This window comes from Bacillus sp. ok061 (assembly GCF_900108285.1).
GTDB lineage: Bacteria > Bacillota > Bacilli > Bacillales > Bacillaceae_G > Bacillus_A > Bacillus_A thuringiensis_S.
This window is the reverse complement of the sequence record NZ_FNUW01000050.1, coordinates 1-18003: the sequence shown is the minus strand read 5'-3', so window position 1 is coordinate 18003 and position 18003 is coordinate 1. Positions and strand designations below refer to the sequence as shown.

Genomic DNA, 18003 nt, shown 5'->3' with positions numbered 1-18003 from the left:
CAGGTTGTAATTGGTTCATGATGTCTTCCAAATGAATTTGTATATATACTGGCCTCAGTTGAGCAGGTTTTGTTTTAAATACCACTGTTTCGAATTCTTTTCTATATATTTTAGTTGGTAATTTAAGACGCGATAAATAATACCCTTCCTTATCTTGGATCGATTTAAAGTCTTGTAAACGAAAATACCCTAAGTCACGAATATATAGTTCATTCTTTTGTGTCATGTCTGTTGGAGTCGCCCCATATGCCTGATCACTGCGTTTTCCTGGTTCAATTTTCACATCAGAAAACTCTCCACTCAACAAGTCATACTCTAATTGAATTTTCACACCAGCTGTATGACTACAGCCTCCGGCACCAGGATAAGTAGCTGCGAATCGATCTGGAACTTGAAAGGTTGTAGAATCAAGGATGCGAATCCGCTCAAAGTAAGCAGAAAGAGAATGAGAAATTGTAGATGATCCTCCAATTTTAGCTTGTAGAAGTGTAGTAAATACATTTCGAAAGAAGGCTACAGAAGTCGAGTTAAATCGTCGATTAAGTCCCTCAGGACTTAATAAAATTCCTGTTGAAGTTTCTAATTGACTACAAAGTTGAGTAAGAGAGGTTGTAGCGATTTGTTGATTTAACCATACACACAAAGATAAAAAATGGTGCCCATGGCACTTACGTTTTCGTTTCATTCCACCTGCTTCTATAGCTAATTGATTAAGTGTAGCGGGAGACATATATCGATATAACTCTTCGGCAAATAAAGACAGCTCTTGTTTTTGATGCATATTCATAAAAAGCACGTCACCCTTTCTCATTAACATAAGAGAATAGTAACGCGCTTTTAAATTTAAGAATAGTCTAAATCCTTAAGTTGATGGATGTGTGACGGTACCCTCATAAATATTATTTTTGAATAAAATAATACTTTTAAGCTAATTTTACAATAGAAATTTGAATATCATCAAAAGATCGTGTTACACCAGAATTATTAACTAAAGTTAAAATATTAGCTCCTGCTCCTGTATTTACAATAGCATTCCCTGACATCTCTGGACTAAATGTAAATCCGTTCGAACTACCACCAACAGAAACTCCATTCAACCAAAGCCTTAAATTTTGATCCCCTCCAGCTGGAGTGTTAACACCAACCGCTCTATAAGTAACTGAATATGTTTGATTAGGAGCTAAAGTGATATTCGTAGAACCAGGAACATGAGTTATAGCTGTTCCATTAATTACAACATTTGTTTGTAAAGGAATTGCAGCTAGGTTAGCTATTGGTACTGAATTAGCACCAACAATAAATGCATTGTTAGCTGAAATTATAGGACCTGTCGCTCCTGTTACTCCTGTCGCTCCCGTTGCCCCTGTTGCCCCTGTTGCTCCCGTTGCTCCCGTTGCCCCTGTTGCCCCCGTTGCTCCGGTTGCTCCCGTTGCTCCTGTTCCTCCTGTTCCTCCTGTTCCCCCTGTTACTCCGGTTGCTCCTGTTACTCCTGCTGCTCCCGTTGCTCCTGTTCCCCCTGTTACTCCGGTTGCTCCCGTTGCTCCGGTTGGCCCTCCAGCCGGTCCTGTTGGCCCTGTTGGTCCTGGAGGTCCTGTTAATACAGGGGTTTGTATCACACTATCCAGCTTACTTTGTAACAACATCTGTGTTTTGAGTGCACTTTGTATCGTTTGATTCACACTTTCATTGACTGCTAAAATTTCATCTAACGTAGCAGCTGGCGATAGCCCAGACAATGTTCCAAGTGCATACTGAATTTTTTCTGCCTCCGCATTAATAATATGAGCTAAACCTAATTCTTCTAAAGCAATAGAAGCTAAAATTAAATTGATGGATTCCTCTCTAGTTAAAGAAATACTAGGCGTAATATTGGGGATGTTAGCTTGTGACATAGTTATACACTCCCCTTTCTATTCCTGCTAAAACTTATAAACCTTAAAGATAAGTCTACAATTTATATTATTCATAAAAATTAAAATGGGATAAGCTATTAGCCTATTTTATTCCTATTTATTAGCTTGTTTTTATATAAGGGGGATCACCCCATCGCTCTCAAGCTAAGTTTTTGATATACCCTCTAAATAAAATTTTTCTTTTTTTACAGGTAATTTCTTTGAAAGGTCAGGTTATTTTTTTAGTTAATGAGGTATGTAGTGGTATCTTGCTATTTAGATATACAATTAGGTGTATTCTATTTATTTTAATTCCCTCTATAAAATTATATATTCTATATATTTTTACATTAAATAAAGAGTGGGAGTCATTAATGAAGAAACAGGCTCAATATATGTATCATTTAATTATTAGCATACTATCACTTTTAGCTATACTATTTTTGTTTTTTAGGAACTATAAAAGTACTATTTTTAAGTACTCATTTATCTTTATATGTTTAATTAATATGATAATAAATTTCCTTTCTTATTATAAGACAGTTTGTCAATCTAAGTGCGACAGTTCCTCCTGAAACGCTTCGTGGGCAGTTTTCCAACCTAAACATTTTCTTGTCCTTTGATTAATAAGAAGTAGCGCTTGATTCAATTGTTGTTGTGAAACAAGGCTCAAATCGGTTTTTTTCGGATAAAACTCACGCAATAGGCCATTTGCGTTTTCGTTACTTCCACGTTGCCAGGAAGAATAGGGATCGGCAAAGAACACTGCTATTTTCAAGTCATTTTCTACTCGTTGATAACACGTAAATTCTTTTCCCCTATCAACAGTAGCGGTTTGAAATGCAGTGGATGGATACATAGAAGTAAGCTGTTTGATAGCGCATTCCATTGATTCTGCCGTTCGGTCTAGAATGACAATCGCTTGGTAATACCGTGTTTTTCGTTCCACAAATGTTGCGAAACCACCCTTGCTTTTCCGCGACTTGAGACAATTGTGTCTAATTCCCAGTGCCCGAATGTCTCTCGCTTTCTAACTTCCGATGGTCGTTTTTGAATAGATGTCCCAATATTGAAACGTCCGCGTGTCTCTTTGGATTTTTGGCGTTTCCCTTTCTGTCTTAATAAAGACAGATCCTGTCGGAACAGTTTCCCTTGGTATAACCAGTTATAGATTGTTTTAAAGGAAACCTCACCTTTCAAATGGCCATGCTGGATTTGTTCTGGAGACCAAGTAACCTCTAATTTTTCTTGTGGAATATCCCAATTTATAAAGTGATTCTAGTTGTCCACGTTCAAACATGGTAAAATGAGAATAGCTCATACTCGTCCTCCGTGTTAAGTAAGTGGTGTAGTAACTTCTACTTTACACGAAGCTAGGTGAGCTTTTTGTTTTTTTAGGTGTCGCACTTAATAATACAATGTGTCTTATACAAAATAAAAAAGCAGTAGATTCGCTACTACAATTATCCTAACATTTCTTTTAATACACGCTGACCTCGATTAATTTAACGAATAATGATTAATACCTGATCTGCTATGTTTTCACTATAACTATAATTTTATCCGTTAGCACACAAAAATGCCTCTCTACTTTTTATAACTGAATTCACATCATCTTTTTCAATAACAACCGTCTTATTTTCACTTAATTTATTTAGATAAATCATAATCTTATTAACTGTCTCTATCATACATTCTCCTCCTAATCAAATGTACACTTTGTTCAACAAATAATAACCTCCCTTTTAATAGTACACACTATATCTAAAAGGGGCGTTTTATGAAATTTCTAAAATTCCTAATTATACTTTTTGCTCTTAACATACTTTTATGAATTTGTTTATACTCATATCATTGAACTAAAAAAGGGTACCTACTCCAGTAGGTACCCTTAATATGATAAGGAGTTTTCAATGAGTATTAAAATAGGATACAAGCGAGTGAGTCTGTCCTACACTTCAATATATGCTTGTCCTTATCAAAAGGTGCAAATGGAAAAGAGCTCTCCAGTTGCTCTCTCACAAAGAGTATCGGTAATTGTATTTGTAACCATTCTATAAATTTATATGGTTCCTATAGGCCTAAAATCACTTCTAAATCTACGCTACAGCATTCTTGCTGACGCAACTTATATTGGATATTATACATTGCCTTGCTTCCTCATAATGTTCATCAGCAATCTCATCACTTAAATATTTTTCTGCCATATAAATTCCTCCTTTCCCATAAATCATAAAAACAAGTATAGAAATAGAATCTTTATTCCTCTCCTGACTACCTTATTCCTACATTTTTTAAAATATAGATACGCGCCTAACATCAGTGACTGAGAGAGTAGCAATATATTCTAAATTTCCTTAAAATTTATATTGATATTTCCGTACCCCTTTAAATTAAAGACGTTTTGAAGATTATTCTTATTACGTTTTGAAATCAAGAAATACACACAAATTAAAGTTCGTAACGCCCTAATCACATGTTTTGTGTAATCGTCTTACAGATAAGGTAGAGCAACACTATACGTTATCTCATCACTCAACTATAAGAAATAGTTTTGGTTCTTCATATATAGTGTGCTTTCCGATGACAAATTTCGACATTTTTTCAGAAAGAAATTCTAACATATTCAAGATAAACTTCCGGTCAATTGCTCACCAATCTTTTCATCCTACGTAAATCTATATCCTCTATACATTACACATATTCCTATTTTTCTTTCTGTCAGAGTTGATAATACATCTTCTAACTGTATACGATTCCCTTCATACACTGGTATTTCAGTAATACGTATATACCTTTGGTCACATGGCTTCTCGCGTTTATATGCAAATCTACTTTTTCCTGGTTGTTTAGCAGTACGCATCCATTCCAGAGCATAATTAATATCGTTAATCATACTTATATCCTTTTCTGTTGCGCCCACTTTAGATTCTTTTAATTTTTTCTTGTTTCGGTATACTGCTTCATTAAATCTTTCATGCCAGTTTCCTTCTTTTATATAAAAAGAGAATGCTGAATTATATATAGGACGAATTCTTTTCCTAGACATAATCAACGCCCTCTAAATGTAGATTATTACTTTTATTATTTTTTATTTTTCTTTTCAATTTGGTATGTGAAATTTTATATCTTAGATTTCTCTTTTCTAGTTGCTCACTTATATAACTTGGATCTCATAATATCAAGCTTTTTTACTATCTGTACATTTGTCATTCCAAGCTCTTTCCTTATCAAATTTTTTCACATAAAACATCCCATCCTGCTTTCGTCCTCCGTTTCGGCTTATCCGCTATATAGGCTCCTCCTAAATGGTAACTGATTTATTAATCTGTTTACCGACATCAAAATTATGTAAACGATGATTTGATTTGTATTGATACTCCCATCATCTGCAAATCGCCCAATTTAATCTATCTACATGTACCAAGTAATCTACAATAGTAAGATACGCGTATTTTTCAAATTCTTTTCTTGGAATGGATTTACGACCACCATTGTATAACATAGCTTCATAGTATTTAGCCACTAAATTTACAGAAACGAAATGGATAATATAATCCGTTCTAAATTCTACTAGACAGAAGCAAATGGCTCCCTGCGCTTTTTGTTATTTCACCTAGTTGATTCATTTTTAAAACTTTCACTGTTGTAGGACGTTTATTAAAAACTCCTACATACGCTGTCTTATACATTCAATACGTATTGGTTAACAGCAATTCAAATGCCAGTCCTCTATTCCCATCCCCCCCCTTAACACTGTACGTGCGATTTTTACCGCATACAGCGTCCCATCTTATCTTTTTATACTAAAAGCAAACAGATTACAAACAATGTTGTATTCATTCACCTACTAGGGACTATCTCTCCACACTAATTACATGCTTCGCTGGTACTGTGTCCCCACCTTCACAAGAATAAAGTGATTTGGATTCGTTAGAACCTTATATACACCTGTCTGTTAGTAAATGTTAGTGACAGTTTCTTGCTTACCACTTTCCGATTGCCTTAGCTATACATTTATCCTTAGAAACTTGCATTAAGCCTGTTATCTTTACATCCTCAGCATTAGATGTTCCAAATTTCATATCCTTAATCTTACTTTTCGCTAGATAACGTCGTCATTGACGACATACACATTTCTAGTGTATTAATAATTTAGACCCGTACATTCGCAAATCCGCTAGTCCGTTATTTTGGACATTCTTACTATAGATAGTTTGTAACATCCCGACCTACCCATTACCATATGAGTTCTCACTTGGTTTTTGGCAACCGACTTCAACTCTCCATACAATTTGTGACCACTATCACGCCTTGCATATAGGAGTATTAGACAAGTAGTTTCAGCTCAACCTGACGGCTTTCATTCCTACTTTCAGGCAATCAGTTGTTGTTATCAAAAATTGATTACCCTCCTATTCCGTGTTTGCACACTTATAAGGAAACGTATCGCGCAAGTAACGATTTTGTTACATTCCGAGATATTTATGTGTTATATTAAATAAGTCCTAAAAAAAGATATTCACTACGCAAAAAGTCCTAGTTGTCCTTCTAGGACTTCTTTGTATTTAAATACGGATTATATTATCAATCAAAATCTTCATGCCTACGTTAAGTCTTTGTAAATATTGTTGTTATTCTCACCATCCGTACAAAAATTGTTATATAATACATTTGAAATAAGCAATTACATCCGCTTATTATCTTATTTTCCATGCGATATATCCTTTTAGTTAGTGCTAGGAGAAATCCTAGCCTTTTTTTTACAATAAGGGTTTCGTTAAATTTCAATTAACCGTTTCGATTCATTTACATACATTATTATCACGAGGAATTCCACAGGGCTCTCTGGACTAGTACCTTACATTCCTTGCACACTTTGAGGGAAGAATCCGTTTATCACTAACGGGTTCTTTTATTTTTTCATTATACAATAATGATTTTATTAATTAAAAATTCTTTATTCAAAAAGCACTCATTAATCTGTCTTCCCTTAACGACAAATAAGACTTCCGATTTTAAATCCATCCTTCATCCTCTTAATCAAATATCCATTTTATTCAAAATAAAAAATCCACCAATTAAGGTGAACTTTTTATTTCCACATCACCTTTATGATGATACTCTCCATGAAAGAGCGCTGTTCTAAGGGGCTCTTTCTACTTTTCATACATTTGAATGTCCTTCAATATTAAACCCATACTATAACTTATTTAACTTTCTATTATTCCCCCCTTCTTTGCATCGAGCAGTTAGCTTTTGCTAGCTTCTTTTTATTTCGTCCAAACCTTAATAATAGATTTTACGTTGTAGATGTTGATCCGAATTCTCCGACTTATTTAAAACTAGTCGACCCTGCTACTGGTTTTTCTTTAGACACAGCCCCTTTTGGCACTCCAATTCCTGCTGATCCGGTTATATTTGACTGGGCGTTTAACCCTGTAGATAATTTATTATACGGTGTTGTCGATACAGGACCATCTGGACAAGTCAGACAAATTAATCCCATAACTGGAGCGGTTACAAATATACCAACCATCGGTTTACCTGGTGGCTCATTTTACGGAGCTGTATTTTTTGATGCACAAGGTTTCTTTTACGCTATCAATAATAATACTAGTAATGTATATCGTATTACACTCAGTGGTGGTACCTGCTATACTCTTTTCAAGTTCAGCAGCTTCTAGTAACAACGATGATGCTCGTTGTCCACTTGCATTTATCAATTTACTGACTGTTACCAAAAGTGTAGATCAAGCTGTAGCAAGTATTGGTAGTATCCTTACTTATACCATGGTTGTTACAAACGAAAGCAGTATAATAACGGCTGACAATGAAATCTTTACTGATCCTATTCCACCTGGTACTACTTTCGTCCCAGGAAGTGTTACTGGTAATGGAGGACCAACAGCTGGAGATCCTAGTGCAGGTATTCCGCTTGGTAATATCGCCCCATTAGGCATTGTAACTGTTACCTTCCAAGTTATAATTCGGGCAGCACCTCCAAGTGATATTATCAATATCGCTGGCGTCAAAGCTTCGCTGACATTGGAGATGTTTTAACTTATAATGTAACTTTAGTCAATACAGGTAATATTACAGCCGATAATGTGGTTTTTACTGACCCTATTCCGGACGGTACTACTTTTGTTCCAAATAGCATCACTGTTAACGGCCTACCCCTCCCGGGGGCAAATCCATCTACAGGGTTTAATATTGGTTCCATTCCTCCAAGTGGCTTTACAACAGTCTCGTTTCAGGTCACTGTTACCTCTATTCCGAATCCAGCAGTCAATATCGCTACTACTACTTTTGAATTTCCAGGTCAACCTCCGGTTCCTGGAAATTCAACAAGCAACCCTGTTACCACTCAAGTCAAGTCAACAATGCTTCTTTAACTTCTGTTAAGACGGTTAGTCAAGCTATCGCTAACATCGGTGATGTGCTAACTTATACTGTTACTTTAATGAATACTGGTAACGTCTCTGCTGACAATACTTTATTCACAGATCCTATTCCGAACGGTACTACTCTCGTTCCCAATAGCGTCACTGTTAACGGTGCACCTCTTCTTGGCGCTGATCTTACTACTGGCTTTACCGTCGGATCTATCGCTCCTGGCGCTTCCGTTATCGTTTCTTTCCAGATTACTGTAACTTCTATCCCAGTTCCGAATCCGGCAGTCAATATCGCTACTACTTTCGACTATATCGTTGACCCTAACTTACCTCCGGTTCCCGGTACTTCTACTAGTAATCCCGTGCTTGTTCAGATTAATAGCGCCATTCTTAATATCATTAAAGCCGTAGATAAAAGTACAGCAACTTTAGGTGATATACTAACGTATACCCTCACACTTACTAACACAGGTAATGTACCTGCACTTAATGTTCAAGTAACAGATCCAGTTCCAGATGGAACGACTTTTATAAACGGCAGTGTGACAATAGATGGAGTACCTCAGCTCAGCGCGAAACCAAATAATATAATTTTCATCGCTTCAATAGAACCAAGCGAATCTGTCACTATCCAATTTAGAGTAAGAGTTACCAATATCCCAGCAAACAGATTACAAAATAATACTGCGATTGTAAGCTATTCTTATATCCCTGATAACTCTACCAATGATATATTATCTAATACAGTCACAACGGTGATACCGGCAACGGCTTCAATTAATCTTTGTCCTATTACTTGCCAATTTAACAGACATTGTTCAGATTTCTTTAAACAACATTCAAAATAGATGGCTAAATTAATAAAACACTATCAAATCATCTTCACTTCTCATTTATGAAGTACACACCAAATGGTATAGATAAAGCTCACATTCGGAGGTGTTCTTTTCTTATAATTAGTCTAACTATATTTATTTGGAAATTTTAAATATAGAGAAGCATTATGTATAGTTAAAATAAGGTTCTAAACAATTAATATAATTTGGTTCCAATTAAAGAGAGATGCAGAAACAGTAACTCTTTAATCTTCAAATAAAAAATTGAACTAAAAAAAGCATTCTCTTAGGGAATGCTTTTTTTATGACTAATTAACTGTTTTTCGAAGAATTAAACATCATAAATTCAAGCTAATCTTATAGCCTAATAAAGTTATAGAATGTAATTTGTCTACATATTCCATCAGATTCTGTTACAAATTCATACCCTTACTGCAAAATAAAATTATCCTTGTAATATAAAATAAGGTATTCTCACCATTTAAGATAACCGCACCTTAAATCGAATAGTCTCTTATACTAGAATCATTTTTTAAATAAATTATCAAAATATTCCCTATTATAGTGAATACTTGGATCATTAGGAATAAACTGTGCTGCTTGTTCATTATGATAACTTGCTTTTTCATATTCTTTTATACGGTCATAACAAATGCATAATTGAATATGCGGCAACCATGTATAACAAGCTTCACGAATGAAATAAGCATCTTTAGGTTTTGGCCCTTTAATTGCTGAACGATACCAATAAATAGCCTTTTGATACTCATTTTGTTGTAAAAATAGATAACCTAAATGACAACAAATTTCTCCTCTAGGTGTATCATATATGAATGAATGTAAACAAGAATGAACGGATTCTTTCCAATTACCTAATTCCAAATAACACTCTGCTCTTTTTAAACAAGCTTGGATATTATCTTCAACCCATCCTTTCCCTTCATTTAAAAATTTTGAATACCACTTAATTGCTGTATCATATAATTGATGATCCTTGCATTCATTTGCATAATAATATACATCTCGCGGGCCTAATTCTTTTCCATCTGCAAGATGCTTTTCGTATAGCTTCAGATTTCGGTCACTATATTCCTTTTCTTTTTTATGCGTTATACCTACGTCACTATCCATTAAATTTCCATATACTTCTAAATATTCATGAACAAAACCATGCCATTGAAAATTCCTATTCCTCTTTACTAATCGATATCTCCTCATCTGATATGTTGGCTTTCCTTCTACATCAAAACTCAAATAATATTTCATAGATACCGCATCAATATTTGTATCTAATGTACGTTTTAATTGAAGGAATTTCTTTCTATCGTCATCTGCAATCACGTCATCCGCATCAAGCCAGAGGATGTATTTTTTAGTGGCCTTAGAGAATGCAAAATTTCGTGCTGCAGAAAAATCACTAATCCATTTAAAGTCATAAATTTTCGGCTTATACTTTTTTACAATTTCTTTTGTGGTGTCTGTTGAACCTGTATCTACAATAATAATTTCATCAACAATCCCCTTAACAGAATCTAAACACCTCGAAAGAGTTTGCTCTTCATTTTTTACAATCATGCACAAACTGATAGTGATTAAATTTTCTGTCATATAATTCCCCTCTCACCATCATGGCTTATCATCTTCAAAATTTTAATTCGCGAAATTTATTTAGTATTAAAATATTCACAAAACTAAAAGTGGATTCTTTACAACTTCTTCTTAATTTATTAATTCAGTTAATTAATGCTACTACTGGACCTCTTGTAACCGCTAATAACGCTCGTATAACGAATCAATCAATTGTGCAAATAACTGATGGAGATCCAGTTCCTTTAGCAATTAATAACCTAATTAATGGTACAGAAATTACGCATGTTGCAGGATCACCTTTTATTATCTTAGCGGGAAATCAAACTTATTTTGCAACCTATGAAACTGCCACAAATTTAGGATTTGCTAATCAGATAACTTAGATAGTACACTTCAATCTAGATGGATCATTAGTCGCTAGAACACAAAGTGAGTTTAATTTATCACAAACAGCTACAAACTTCCCTCCAAATTTCACTAGATTATCACTTAATTCAGGTGCAATATTTAATACAGGAGCAGGAATTAACACTAGTTAATGTCTCCGGAAACGCTATAGATGTAGAAGGCGCCAATATTAATATCATAAAACTTCAATCAGAATTATATGTTTAGATTTAAGTCTATAGTATTGTTTTCACAGTATAAATTAGCCATCATTTAGCAATGGTCAATACCCTAGTTTTTAATATAACACCCAATATATACTAACTTAAATATATTAATTCTCATAAATCCCTTTAATATCTTGATTTGATAAAGGAATTTTTCAGGAAGATTGAATACACTAGAAATAGTTAAATTAGTATACCAAACGTTTATTTCCTGAGTACCAAATTACATTTTTATTACCGCAGTCTAACAATATATAGTTGAATAAGCTATATATATTGTAAAGAAGCATAGAATGTACAGATACTAAAAAAGCGAGAGGAGGCGAAACATGTCGCAACCAAATATCCCTAATATAACTCCAACGATTTCAATTACTGCAGGCCAATCAATTTCTTTACTCCTGGCATCTATCGCACTCGAAGAATTAGCACTGGCACACATTATTAATAGTGAGGCGGAGAAAATTCAATTTATATTAGGAACACTAAATAATGGTATTACTCCTCCCCCAGTAACATTATCAAATTTGCTTACAATAAATCATAGTGTTCAACAAACATTGCAATCTGCTATTAAACAAGAAATGCTTTTACAATTTAAATTAGAAAATATCTTAACTTTAATTGAAGAATAATACACTTTTCTAACTTATAGGCGTCTAATCATTTAAATCTAAACGCCTCCGACACATTTAAATAAATATTTCACAAAAAATAAATCATTAAGTAATTAGAAAGCTAATTTGAGAATACGATATAAGTATTCGAGAGGAAAACAGCTACTTATATCGTATTCATTTTAATATCGCCTCTTTTTTCTCTTAGAATTATAAGGTTTTTGTTTATTGTTTCGATTTTTATTGTTGTAATCTCCAAATAAATTATAATCTTTTATTTTGTTTACAGTCTTTTGTATATTAGGTGATAAAATATATGGGTCTGTATTTGGATATTCATCTGATAAATTTTTATCATTCTCTCCCATTTTCTTCTGTCCAAAAATTAAATCGTCCCAAAAATTATTCATAATACTATACTCCTAACTGTAATCATATGAAGTATCCCGCCTAATCATACTGTATTCATTTTTTTTTTGTATGTGCATAAGTATTAACATATCATTATTAATTTTTGGATACTATTAATGTAAATACACTGCACTCTTAGCATATGTGTTCAAAGGAGGAGAAAATATGTCTTTGCCCAACATTCCTGATATAGAGCCCCATATAACATTAACTCGAGAAGAAGTAATTAACCTTCTTTTATCTTCTATTGCAATGGAAGAGATAGGACTTTCACATTTAATAAATGCGGAAGCTGAAAAAATCCAAAAGATAATAAGTAAAGACTGTCTGACTGTAAAAGAAGCTATTGTAACTCAAGAAAGCGTGGAAAAAATATTAAGAAATATTATTAAAACTCAGATGCTACTACAGTTTAAACTAGAAGATGTGCTTAAAATCCCCACTTTAGACTGCGAGGATTGTGATTGTGATTGTGATTGTGATGACTGTGATTAAGTTTCTAAATACTAACAAAAAAAAGTTACACATAAAGCTACTTACTGGTACATAAAAATTATATAAAAGGAGCAATATTCAAAAATGGGTTATACTAATGAATTATTAATAAATTGTATCGAGAGTATGTACCAAAGGGAATGTGCATTAAATAAACTGTTAGAAGTTGAAATGAATATGTTGAGTTTGTTATTAGATACTGAAAATCAATCAAATGATATCTTAAAAGTCCAAAATACAATTGTAGGTTTAATGGCGTGTATTAATAATTCCAATACATTATTTCTAGATACTTTTGAATCTATAATCTATAGACACCATTTAATACGGGAATGATTAAAATGAATCTTAAAAGTTTATATCACGAAATAGAAAAACAAAATTTATATGTTGAACAAATTGTTATACAATGTATTAGACTAATCAATCACCACAAAACACACCCTTCTCAAAACTCAATAGTATTTGAACACAATTTAACTATGCTTTCAAATTTATTATTAAATAGAACTCATATAATAAAAAGAAAGTTGACTCTATGTGCTACATTAATGAACACTTTAGGCATATCTAATTTTTATATAAATGATAGAATAAAATCTTCTATTTCCTCTACTTTACTTACTGATTTAAAAAACATTAAATTTAATAATTTTACATGTGAGAAATTGTTTAATGAAAACATAAAACAATTAGAATTAATTGCACTTGATTTTAGGGAATAATGCACCAATCAAATTTTTCGATACGGCTACTAAACAGATACTAAAATAAGTCACCACTTAGAGGGAAAAATATTAATCTTCAAAAGGATTTTTTTGTAAAACACATAAAAAAGACTGTTTTAGTACTCTTCCTGCCAAGTGGCAGTATTAAAAACGACTCAACCATCGAGATCCGATATAATATCGAATTTCGATGGTTGAGTCGTTTTTGGAGTCGATTATAATTATAAAATATATAGTTAAGTTTTTTGACTAATCTAAGCCTAAACTCATCTCCCACATATCGTTGGGCTACATCTCTCACACGAGTGAGGAATAGCTGGATAGGCTACACTGAACTAGACAAAAAAATCAAGGTCAAGTAGACTACAACTAATCTATTTGAGGAGAATCTACTATGACGAAAAATAAAAGAGAAAGAAGAACCTTTACAGCGGAATTTAAGTACCAAATGGTTTAACTGTATCAGAATGGTAAACCAAGGAATGAGATCATTAAGGAATATGGATTAACACCATCTTCATTGGATCGATGGATTAATCAAAATCATACGTCTGGCTCGTTTAAAAAGAAGGATAATAAGACCGCCGAACAACTAGAGCTGGAAACGTTGAGAAAACAAACAACTTCTTATAGAAAATGATATTTTAAAGCAAGCAGCGCTGATACTAGCACGAAAATAAAAGTAGTGAAGAAGAACCTACATAAATACTCGATATCAGCAATGTGCGATGTCCTACAATTATCCAGAGCAACTTATTATTACGAGGCAAAACAAGCACAAGATACAAGAGATGAATTGTCACCACTCTTGAAAGAAATCTTCCGAGGGAGCCGTCAGAATTATGGACCACGAAAGATAAAAGTGGAATTAAAGAAGTTAGGATATGTGATTTCACGTCGCCGCATTGGACGAATCATGAAGAACCAAGATTTAGTATCTCACTATACGATTACACAATTTAAACCGAAGAGAGTTAGCTGTAATGAAGAAAAAATTTCAAACGAACTCAATTTGTCAGTTCAACCAGAAAGAAGAACTGGCCGTAGTTGTAAGTGATTTAACATACATCCGTGTGAGCAAAAAATGGAATTACGTATGTTTATTAATTGATCTCTTTAATCGAGAAATTATAGGACATAGCGCAGGCCATAAGAAAGATTCGGAGCTTGTTTCACAAGCTTTCGCATCGGTGAAAACAAACCTGAATCAGATTGCCCTATTTCATGCAGATCAAGGAAATGCGTTCAAAAACAAGGTAATCCATGACACGTTAAAGACCTTCAAAATCAAGCGTTCATTAAGTGCGAAAGGCTTTCCATATGATAATGCGGTAGCGGAAGCAACCTACAAAATCTTTAAAACAGAGTTCGTTCACGGTCGTTATTTCGCAAGTTTAGAAGCATTGAACGACTACGTAAACTGGTTTAACAATGTTAGAATCCATAGAACACTAAGCTACTTGTGCCCTGATCAGTACAGACAGGAACACCTAAAAAAATTGTCTAGTTTCGTGTTGATATACCAAGCATCCGATTTCAATACACTAACACTTCACTTTCACCAAAGGAAAACTCTACAAAATTTATAATTGGCAAACCTAGATACTTCCTTCAAGTGGATTATTTTTTCGTTCTATCCGTCAATTGTGGACAAGGACAAATACCCCTAATGCTTCCTCTTGAAGTTTACTGCTATTTTTTATGTTTGTTTATAACATGGACTTCTCAATTTCTTGTGCAGATCGTAGCATAATGGATAAAAATGTATTTCTCGTTTTTATTTTTAAAAAGGAAGCTACATAAATCAATAGAAATCCTATCTAGGTTTATCCAATATGTTGGTCTACTAAAAAAATATTATTTGAATAAACGTTTACTACTATTAGTTTGATATGAAAGTACAAAACGTCTTATATTTGTAGATTAACATAGGATTATTTCACTTTAATTAATTTAAGAAATCAAAATCACCACCAGTTATTCTGATGACAACAACAGCAACAAATTACAACACGTTTACAACAAGATTCTTCACATCTTCTTTTACAGCACTTGCGTTTTCTTTTACAACATTTATGTCTTTTCTTACAGCACGTACGCTTATGGTCATTAAAACATTCACAATGTTGTTTACAGTTTCCACAGTCCCTACACATTTTTATCCCCCCTGTTAACCAAAGCTTAGAATATTATATGCTCTAATAAGACAAGGGTTTGTTTTATAGCCTATCCATAACTTCTAAAATAATTGTTCATACTAACTGTCCCTCTCTATTCAGTATCTCACTAATAATTTTTAAAATTTAGTTGTGTATTAACATATTAATGTTTACTCTACAGTCATTAAACAGCATATGAGTACAATATGACTTATTAGGTACAATTCCTTCATTATCTTTTAGTACAACAAATATAATTAGATTCAATTCAAACCACTTTGTACTACTACCATCTTTTGTCTCAGCTACTTATCGAGATAGAAAATTATATCATTTCTATATAACGCTTAATTCAAGTATCTATAAAGATTGATAATGGCAGTATATATCTTATTTGTCCTTTTATTACGTTGAAATTATGTAATACATAATTTCAACGTAATAAAAAGAGTACTTGTTTCCGCAAGTACTCGAGTTTCGTTCACATTAGAAAGAAGTTTAGGAAAGTTATTATAACTAATCCTATACCAATTTATGTTTATCCTTATTAAAAGGATCTAAAAAAAACGCCCTTTTTCATAATCTGTGAACTACCCGCCACTTAACGTCCTAATGGACTGTTTGAAGTGTGGGTTTCTCGGTTAGTCATTACTTTTTGACAGCTAACGAATTTTTCCTTAGACAGCCGAGCTAACTCCCTTGTTCCAAAAGTTATTTTATTGCTATCTATGCTAACGCTAATAGGCGTATTGCTTCATTTTTGATATTGATAGTTGCGTTATAATCTCTATCGAGATTTACACCGCGTATACAAGAATATACTCGGCCAGACAATGACATTTTTTAACATTTCCACAACTGCTACATGCTTTTGTGGAAGGAAACCATTTGTCTATTTTCACAAGATGTTTTCCTTGTGCATTTAGTTTATAAGCTAAGAAAGAAGTGAAAATACCCCATCCATTATCAGCGACACTTTTTCCAAAATGAAGTGCTTGTGACATTCCTTTCATATTTAGCAATAGCTACAACATCAAAATGAGTGGCTAACTCTTTAGACTTACGATGAAGGAAGTTCTTACCTTGGTTCGCTACTTTTTCATGTAACGTAGCTACACGGATACGTTGTTTATTCCAACGAATAGAACCTTTTGTTCTTCTTGAGAATACTCGTTGTGCTTTTGCTAATCGGTCTAACATTTCACGGTAGAACTTAGTATAATCGGCTTTCTTATCCCAATAACTTACATCTAATCCAATAACTATTTCCACTTCTTTTAACCACTCAAATTCTGCTTTGTATTTCGCAGGGAGTGGGAAGCTTTTGCTTCTTGAGTTGTTCCTTATCATCTTTGTGTTTTTCATAGGCTTCTTTTCGTTCAGCTAACATTCTATTATACACGAAAGGTATACTGCCGAAGGTTTTACGCATAAAATGTACTTGTTCTTCTGTTGGATACAAACGGAATTTATATGCTTTGTCATATCATTTCACCTTAATTTTCAATATATTTTTTTACTGCGTCTATTTGTGAACCACCAGTAGTTAATAAGCAAAAACTTCTTGACCAAAACATATCTTTCCAAAGTTTCTTTCTTACTTGTGGAAAGTCTCTCTTGATTAGTCGAGAGCTTGCACTTTTATAAGCATTGATGAATTTTGTCATTTGTGTATTAGGGTGTGCCTTAAACAAAATATGAACATGGTCTACATAAGGATTCCATTCAACTAATGTGATGTTATAGTTTTCAGATAGTCGAACAAACATATTTTTTGCATAGTCTGACATATCATCATCAAACACATTTCTTCTGTATTTCACGACCAACACAAGGTGATAATACAATGAGAATACTGAATGATTATTACTATCTAATTCCATTGATATACCAACCTTTATAATTTATAAGACTGCTTATATCAAAGGTAAAATAAAAAGCAAAACCTTTTGGCTATGCCAAACCGAAATTCGTCTCCCACCTACCGTTCAGCTACACCTTTCCACGCTTGAGGAAGGAGAATTCTTTCGGAAAATTTGTTAAATCAGATGTTGTTCCTATACAGTAGTGGACAACGGTATGTTATCACCTAAACCCTTCGTATCATTCATTGTAATATAAAAGAGTTTAGTAATTATATGTCACTATTGTGACTTCACATACTCCTAGTTTCCTCCCGGACTTCTCTTAACTCCGTTTCCTCTTAGATTTCGCTTAACTCCGTTTCCTCTCGGATTTCACTTAACTCCGTTTCCTCTCGGAC

Annotated in this window: 14 protein-coding genes and 6 pseudogenes; 7 read left to right on the top strand and 13 right to left on the bottom strand. The window is 33.5% G+C overall.

Features of this window, described 5'->3' with window-relative positions; all coding sequences use genetic code 11:
* The 7 genes and pseudogenes from C4S65_RS32345 to C4S65_RS32310 all read right to left on the bottom strand — a co-directional run.
* Positions 1–787, bottom strand: a pseudogene (locus C4S65_RS32345) (IS4-like element ISBce2 family transposase); the annotation flags it as partial.
* Positions 788–923: 136 nt separating this feature from the next.
* Entirely contained in the window at positions 924–1892 is a 969-nt protein-coding gene (locus tag C4S65_RS34140; RefSeq protein ID WP_142391611.1) for a collagen-like protein, read from the bottom strand.
* 547 nt (positions 1893–2439) lie between these two features.
* A pseudogene (locus C4S65_RS32335) lies at positions 2440–3213 on the bottom strand (IS30 family transposase).
* A gap of 238 nt (positions 3214–3451) precedes the next feature.
* Complete coding sequence (locus C4S65_RS35570; protein WP_258043917.1) at positions 3452–3583, bottom strand: hypothetical protein; 132 nt, start codon at positions 3581–3583, stop codon at positions 3452–3454.
* Positions 3584–4563: 980 nt separating this feature from the next.
* Positions 4564–4871 (bottom strand): annotated as a pseudogene (locus tag C4S65_RS32325) (RNA polymerase subunit sigma-24); the annotation flags it as partial.
* 406 nt (positions 4872–5277) lie between these two features.
* Positions 5278–5584, bottom strand: a pseudogene (locus C4S65_RS32315) (hypothetical protein).
* 1643 nt (positions 5585–7227) lie between these two features.
* Positions 7228–7431: a hypothetical protein gene (locus tag C4S65_RS32310; protein ID WP_103945863.1), complete on the bottom strand. Its 204-nt coding sequence runs from the start codon at positions 7429–7431 to the stop codon at positions 7228–7230.
* A 104-nt stretch (positions 7432–7535) separates the two neighbouring features.
* Between C4S65_RS32310 and C4S65_RS32305 the strand changes: the two genes are divergently transcribed.
* Positions 7536–7955 (top strand): DUF11 domain-containing protein, encoded by a 420-nt coding sequence (locus tag C4S65_RS32305; RefSeq protein ID WP_219814124.1) that lies wholly within the window; start codon positions 7536–7538, stop codon positions 7953–7955.
* A 387-nt stretch (positions 7956–8342) separates the two neighbouring features.
* Here C4S65_RS32305 and C4S65_RS35565 read toward each other — a convergent pair whose 3' ends face one another.
* The gene (locus C4S65_RS35565; RefSeq protein WP_258043916.1) at positions 8343–8579 is read right to left on the bottom strand and encodes a hypothetical protein; all 237 of its coding nucleotides are present in this window, start codon (positions 8577–8579) and stop codon (positions 8343–8345) included.
* Between the two features lie 73 nt (positions 8580–8652).
* Here C4S65_RS35565 and C4S65_RS35560 point away from each other — a divergent pair, with 73 nt between their 5' ends.
* A complete protein-coding gene (locus tag C4S65_RS35560) occupies positions 8653–9138 on the top strand; it encodes a DUF11 domain-containing protein (protein ID WP_258043915.1) in 486 nt (161 codons plus the stop codon).
* A gap of 513 nt (positions 9139–9651) precedes the next feature.
* Here C4S65_RS35560 and C4S65_RS32290 read toward each other — a convergent pair.
* The gene (locus C4S65_RS32290) at positions 9652–10701 is read right to left on the bottom strand and encodes a glycosyltransferase family 2 protein (RefSeq protein WP_103945864.1); all 1050 of its coding nucleotides are present in this window, start codon (positions 10699–10701) and stop codon (positions 9652–9654) included.
* Positions 10702–10823: 122 nt separating this feature from the next.
* On the opposite strand from C4S65_RS32290, the gene C4S65_RS35555 reads away from it, so the two are divergent.
* Positions 10824–11099, top strand: a complete 276-nt coding sequence (locus tag C4S65_RS35555; RefSeq protein ID WP_258043914.1) for a hypothetical protein — start codon at positions 10824–10826, stop codon at positions 11097–11099.
* A 560-nt stretch (positions 11100–11659) separates the two neighbouring features.
* Complete coding sequence (locus tag C4S65_RS32280) at positions 11660–11965, top strand: hypothetical protein (protein WP_103945859.1); 306 nt, start codon at positions 11660–11662, stop codon at positions 11963–11965.
* Positions 11966–12129: 164 nt separating this feature from the next.
* On the opposite strand, the gene C4S65_RS32275 is transcribed toward C4S65_RS32280, so the two are convergent.
* Positions 12130–12357, bottom strand: a complete 228-nt coding sequence (locus tag C4S65_RS32275) for a hypothetical protein (RefSeq protein ID WP_103945858.1) — start codon at positions 12355–12357, stop codon at positions 12130–12132.
* A gap of 166 nt (positions 12358–12523) precedes the next feature.
* Here C4S65_RS32275 and C4S65_RS32270 point away from each other — a divergent pair, with 166 nt between their 5' ends.
* The 3 genes and pseudogenes from C4S65_RS32270 to C4S65_RS32255 all read left to right on the top strand — a co-directional run.
* On the top strand, positions 12524–12853 hold the full coding sequence (locus C4S65_RS32270) for a hypothetical protein (RefSeq protein WP_103945857.1): 330 nt from the start codon (positions 12524–12526) through the stop codon (positions 12851–12853).
* A 341-nt stretch (positions 12854–13194) separates the two neighbouring features.
* Complete coding sequence (locus C4S65_RS32260) at positions 13195–13578, top strand: hypothetical protein (RefSeq protein ID WP_103945855.1); 384 nt, start codon at positions 13195–13197, stop codon at positions 13576–13578.
* Positions 13579–14038: 460 nt separating this feature from the next.
* Positions 14039–15074: pseudogene (locus C4S65_RS32255) on the top strand (IS3 family transposase); the annotation flags it as partial.
* Positions 15075–15586: 512 nt separating this feature from the next.
* Here the strand turns inward: C4S65_RS32255 and C4S65_RS34780 are convergent.
* The 3 genes and pseudogenes from C4S65_RS34780 to tnpA all read right to left on the bottom strand — a co-directional run bounded on the left by C4S65_RS34780 (position 15587) and on the right by tnpA (position 17623).
* Positions 15587–15724 carry a hypothetical protein gene (locus C4S65_RS34780; RefSeq protein ID WP_181032168.1) on the bottom strand — a complete coding sequence of 46 codons (138 nt, stop codon included), beginning with the start codon at positions 15722–15724 and terminating at the stop codon, positions 15587–15589.
* 742 nt (positions 15725–16466) lie between these two features.
* A pseudogene (locus C4S65_RS32250) lies at positions 16467–17202 on the bottom strand (RNA-guided endonuclease TnpB family protein).
* A gap of 34 nt (positions 17203–17236) precedes the next feature.
* The gene (tnpA, locus tag C4S65_RS32245; protein WP_103945854.1) at positions 17237–17623 is read right to left on the bottom strand and encodes an IS200/IS605 family transposase; all 387 of its coding nucleotides are present in this window, start codon (positions 17621–17623) and stop codon (positions 17237–17239) included.
* Between the last annotated feature and the right edge of the window lie 380 nt (positions 17624–18003).

Coding starts and splice junctions, on each gene's coding strand:
- C4S65_RS34140 (WP_142391611.1), bottom strand. CDS start 1,892: ATGTCACAAGCTAACATCCCCAATATTACGCCTAGTATTTCTTTAACT.
- C4S65_RS35570 (WP_258043917.1), bottom strand. CDS start 3,583: ATGATAGAGACAGTTAATAAGATTATGATTTATCTAAATAAATTAAGT.
- C4S65_RS32310 (WP_103945863.1), bottom strand. CDS start 7,431: ATGGTTGGTATATTTGTAACCGCTCCAGTTATGGGATTAATTTGTCTG.
- C4S65_RS32290 (WP_103945864.1), bottom strand. CDS start 10,701: ATGATTGTAAAAAATGAAGAGCAAACTCTTTCGAGGTGTTTAGATTCT.
- C4S65_RS32280 (WP_103945859.1), top strand. CDS start 11,660: ATGTCGCAACCAAATATCCCTAATATAACTCCAACGATTTCAATTACT.
- C4S65_RS32275 (WP_103945858.1), bottom strand. CDS start 12,357: ATGAATAATTTTTGGGACGATTTAATTTTTGGACAGAAGAAAATGGGA.
- C4S65_RS32270 (WP_103945857.1), top strand. CDS start 12,524: ATGTCTTTGCCCAACATTCCTGATATAGAGCCCCATATAACATTAACT.
- C4S65_RS32260 (WP_103945855.1), top strand. CDS start 13,195: ATGAATCTTAAAAGTTTATATCACGAAATAGAAAAACAAAATTTATAT.
- tnpA (WP_103945854.1), bottom strand. CDS start 17,623: ATGGAATTAGATAGTAATAATCATTCAGTATTCTCATTGTATTATCAC.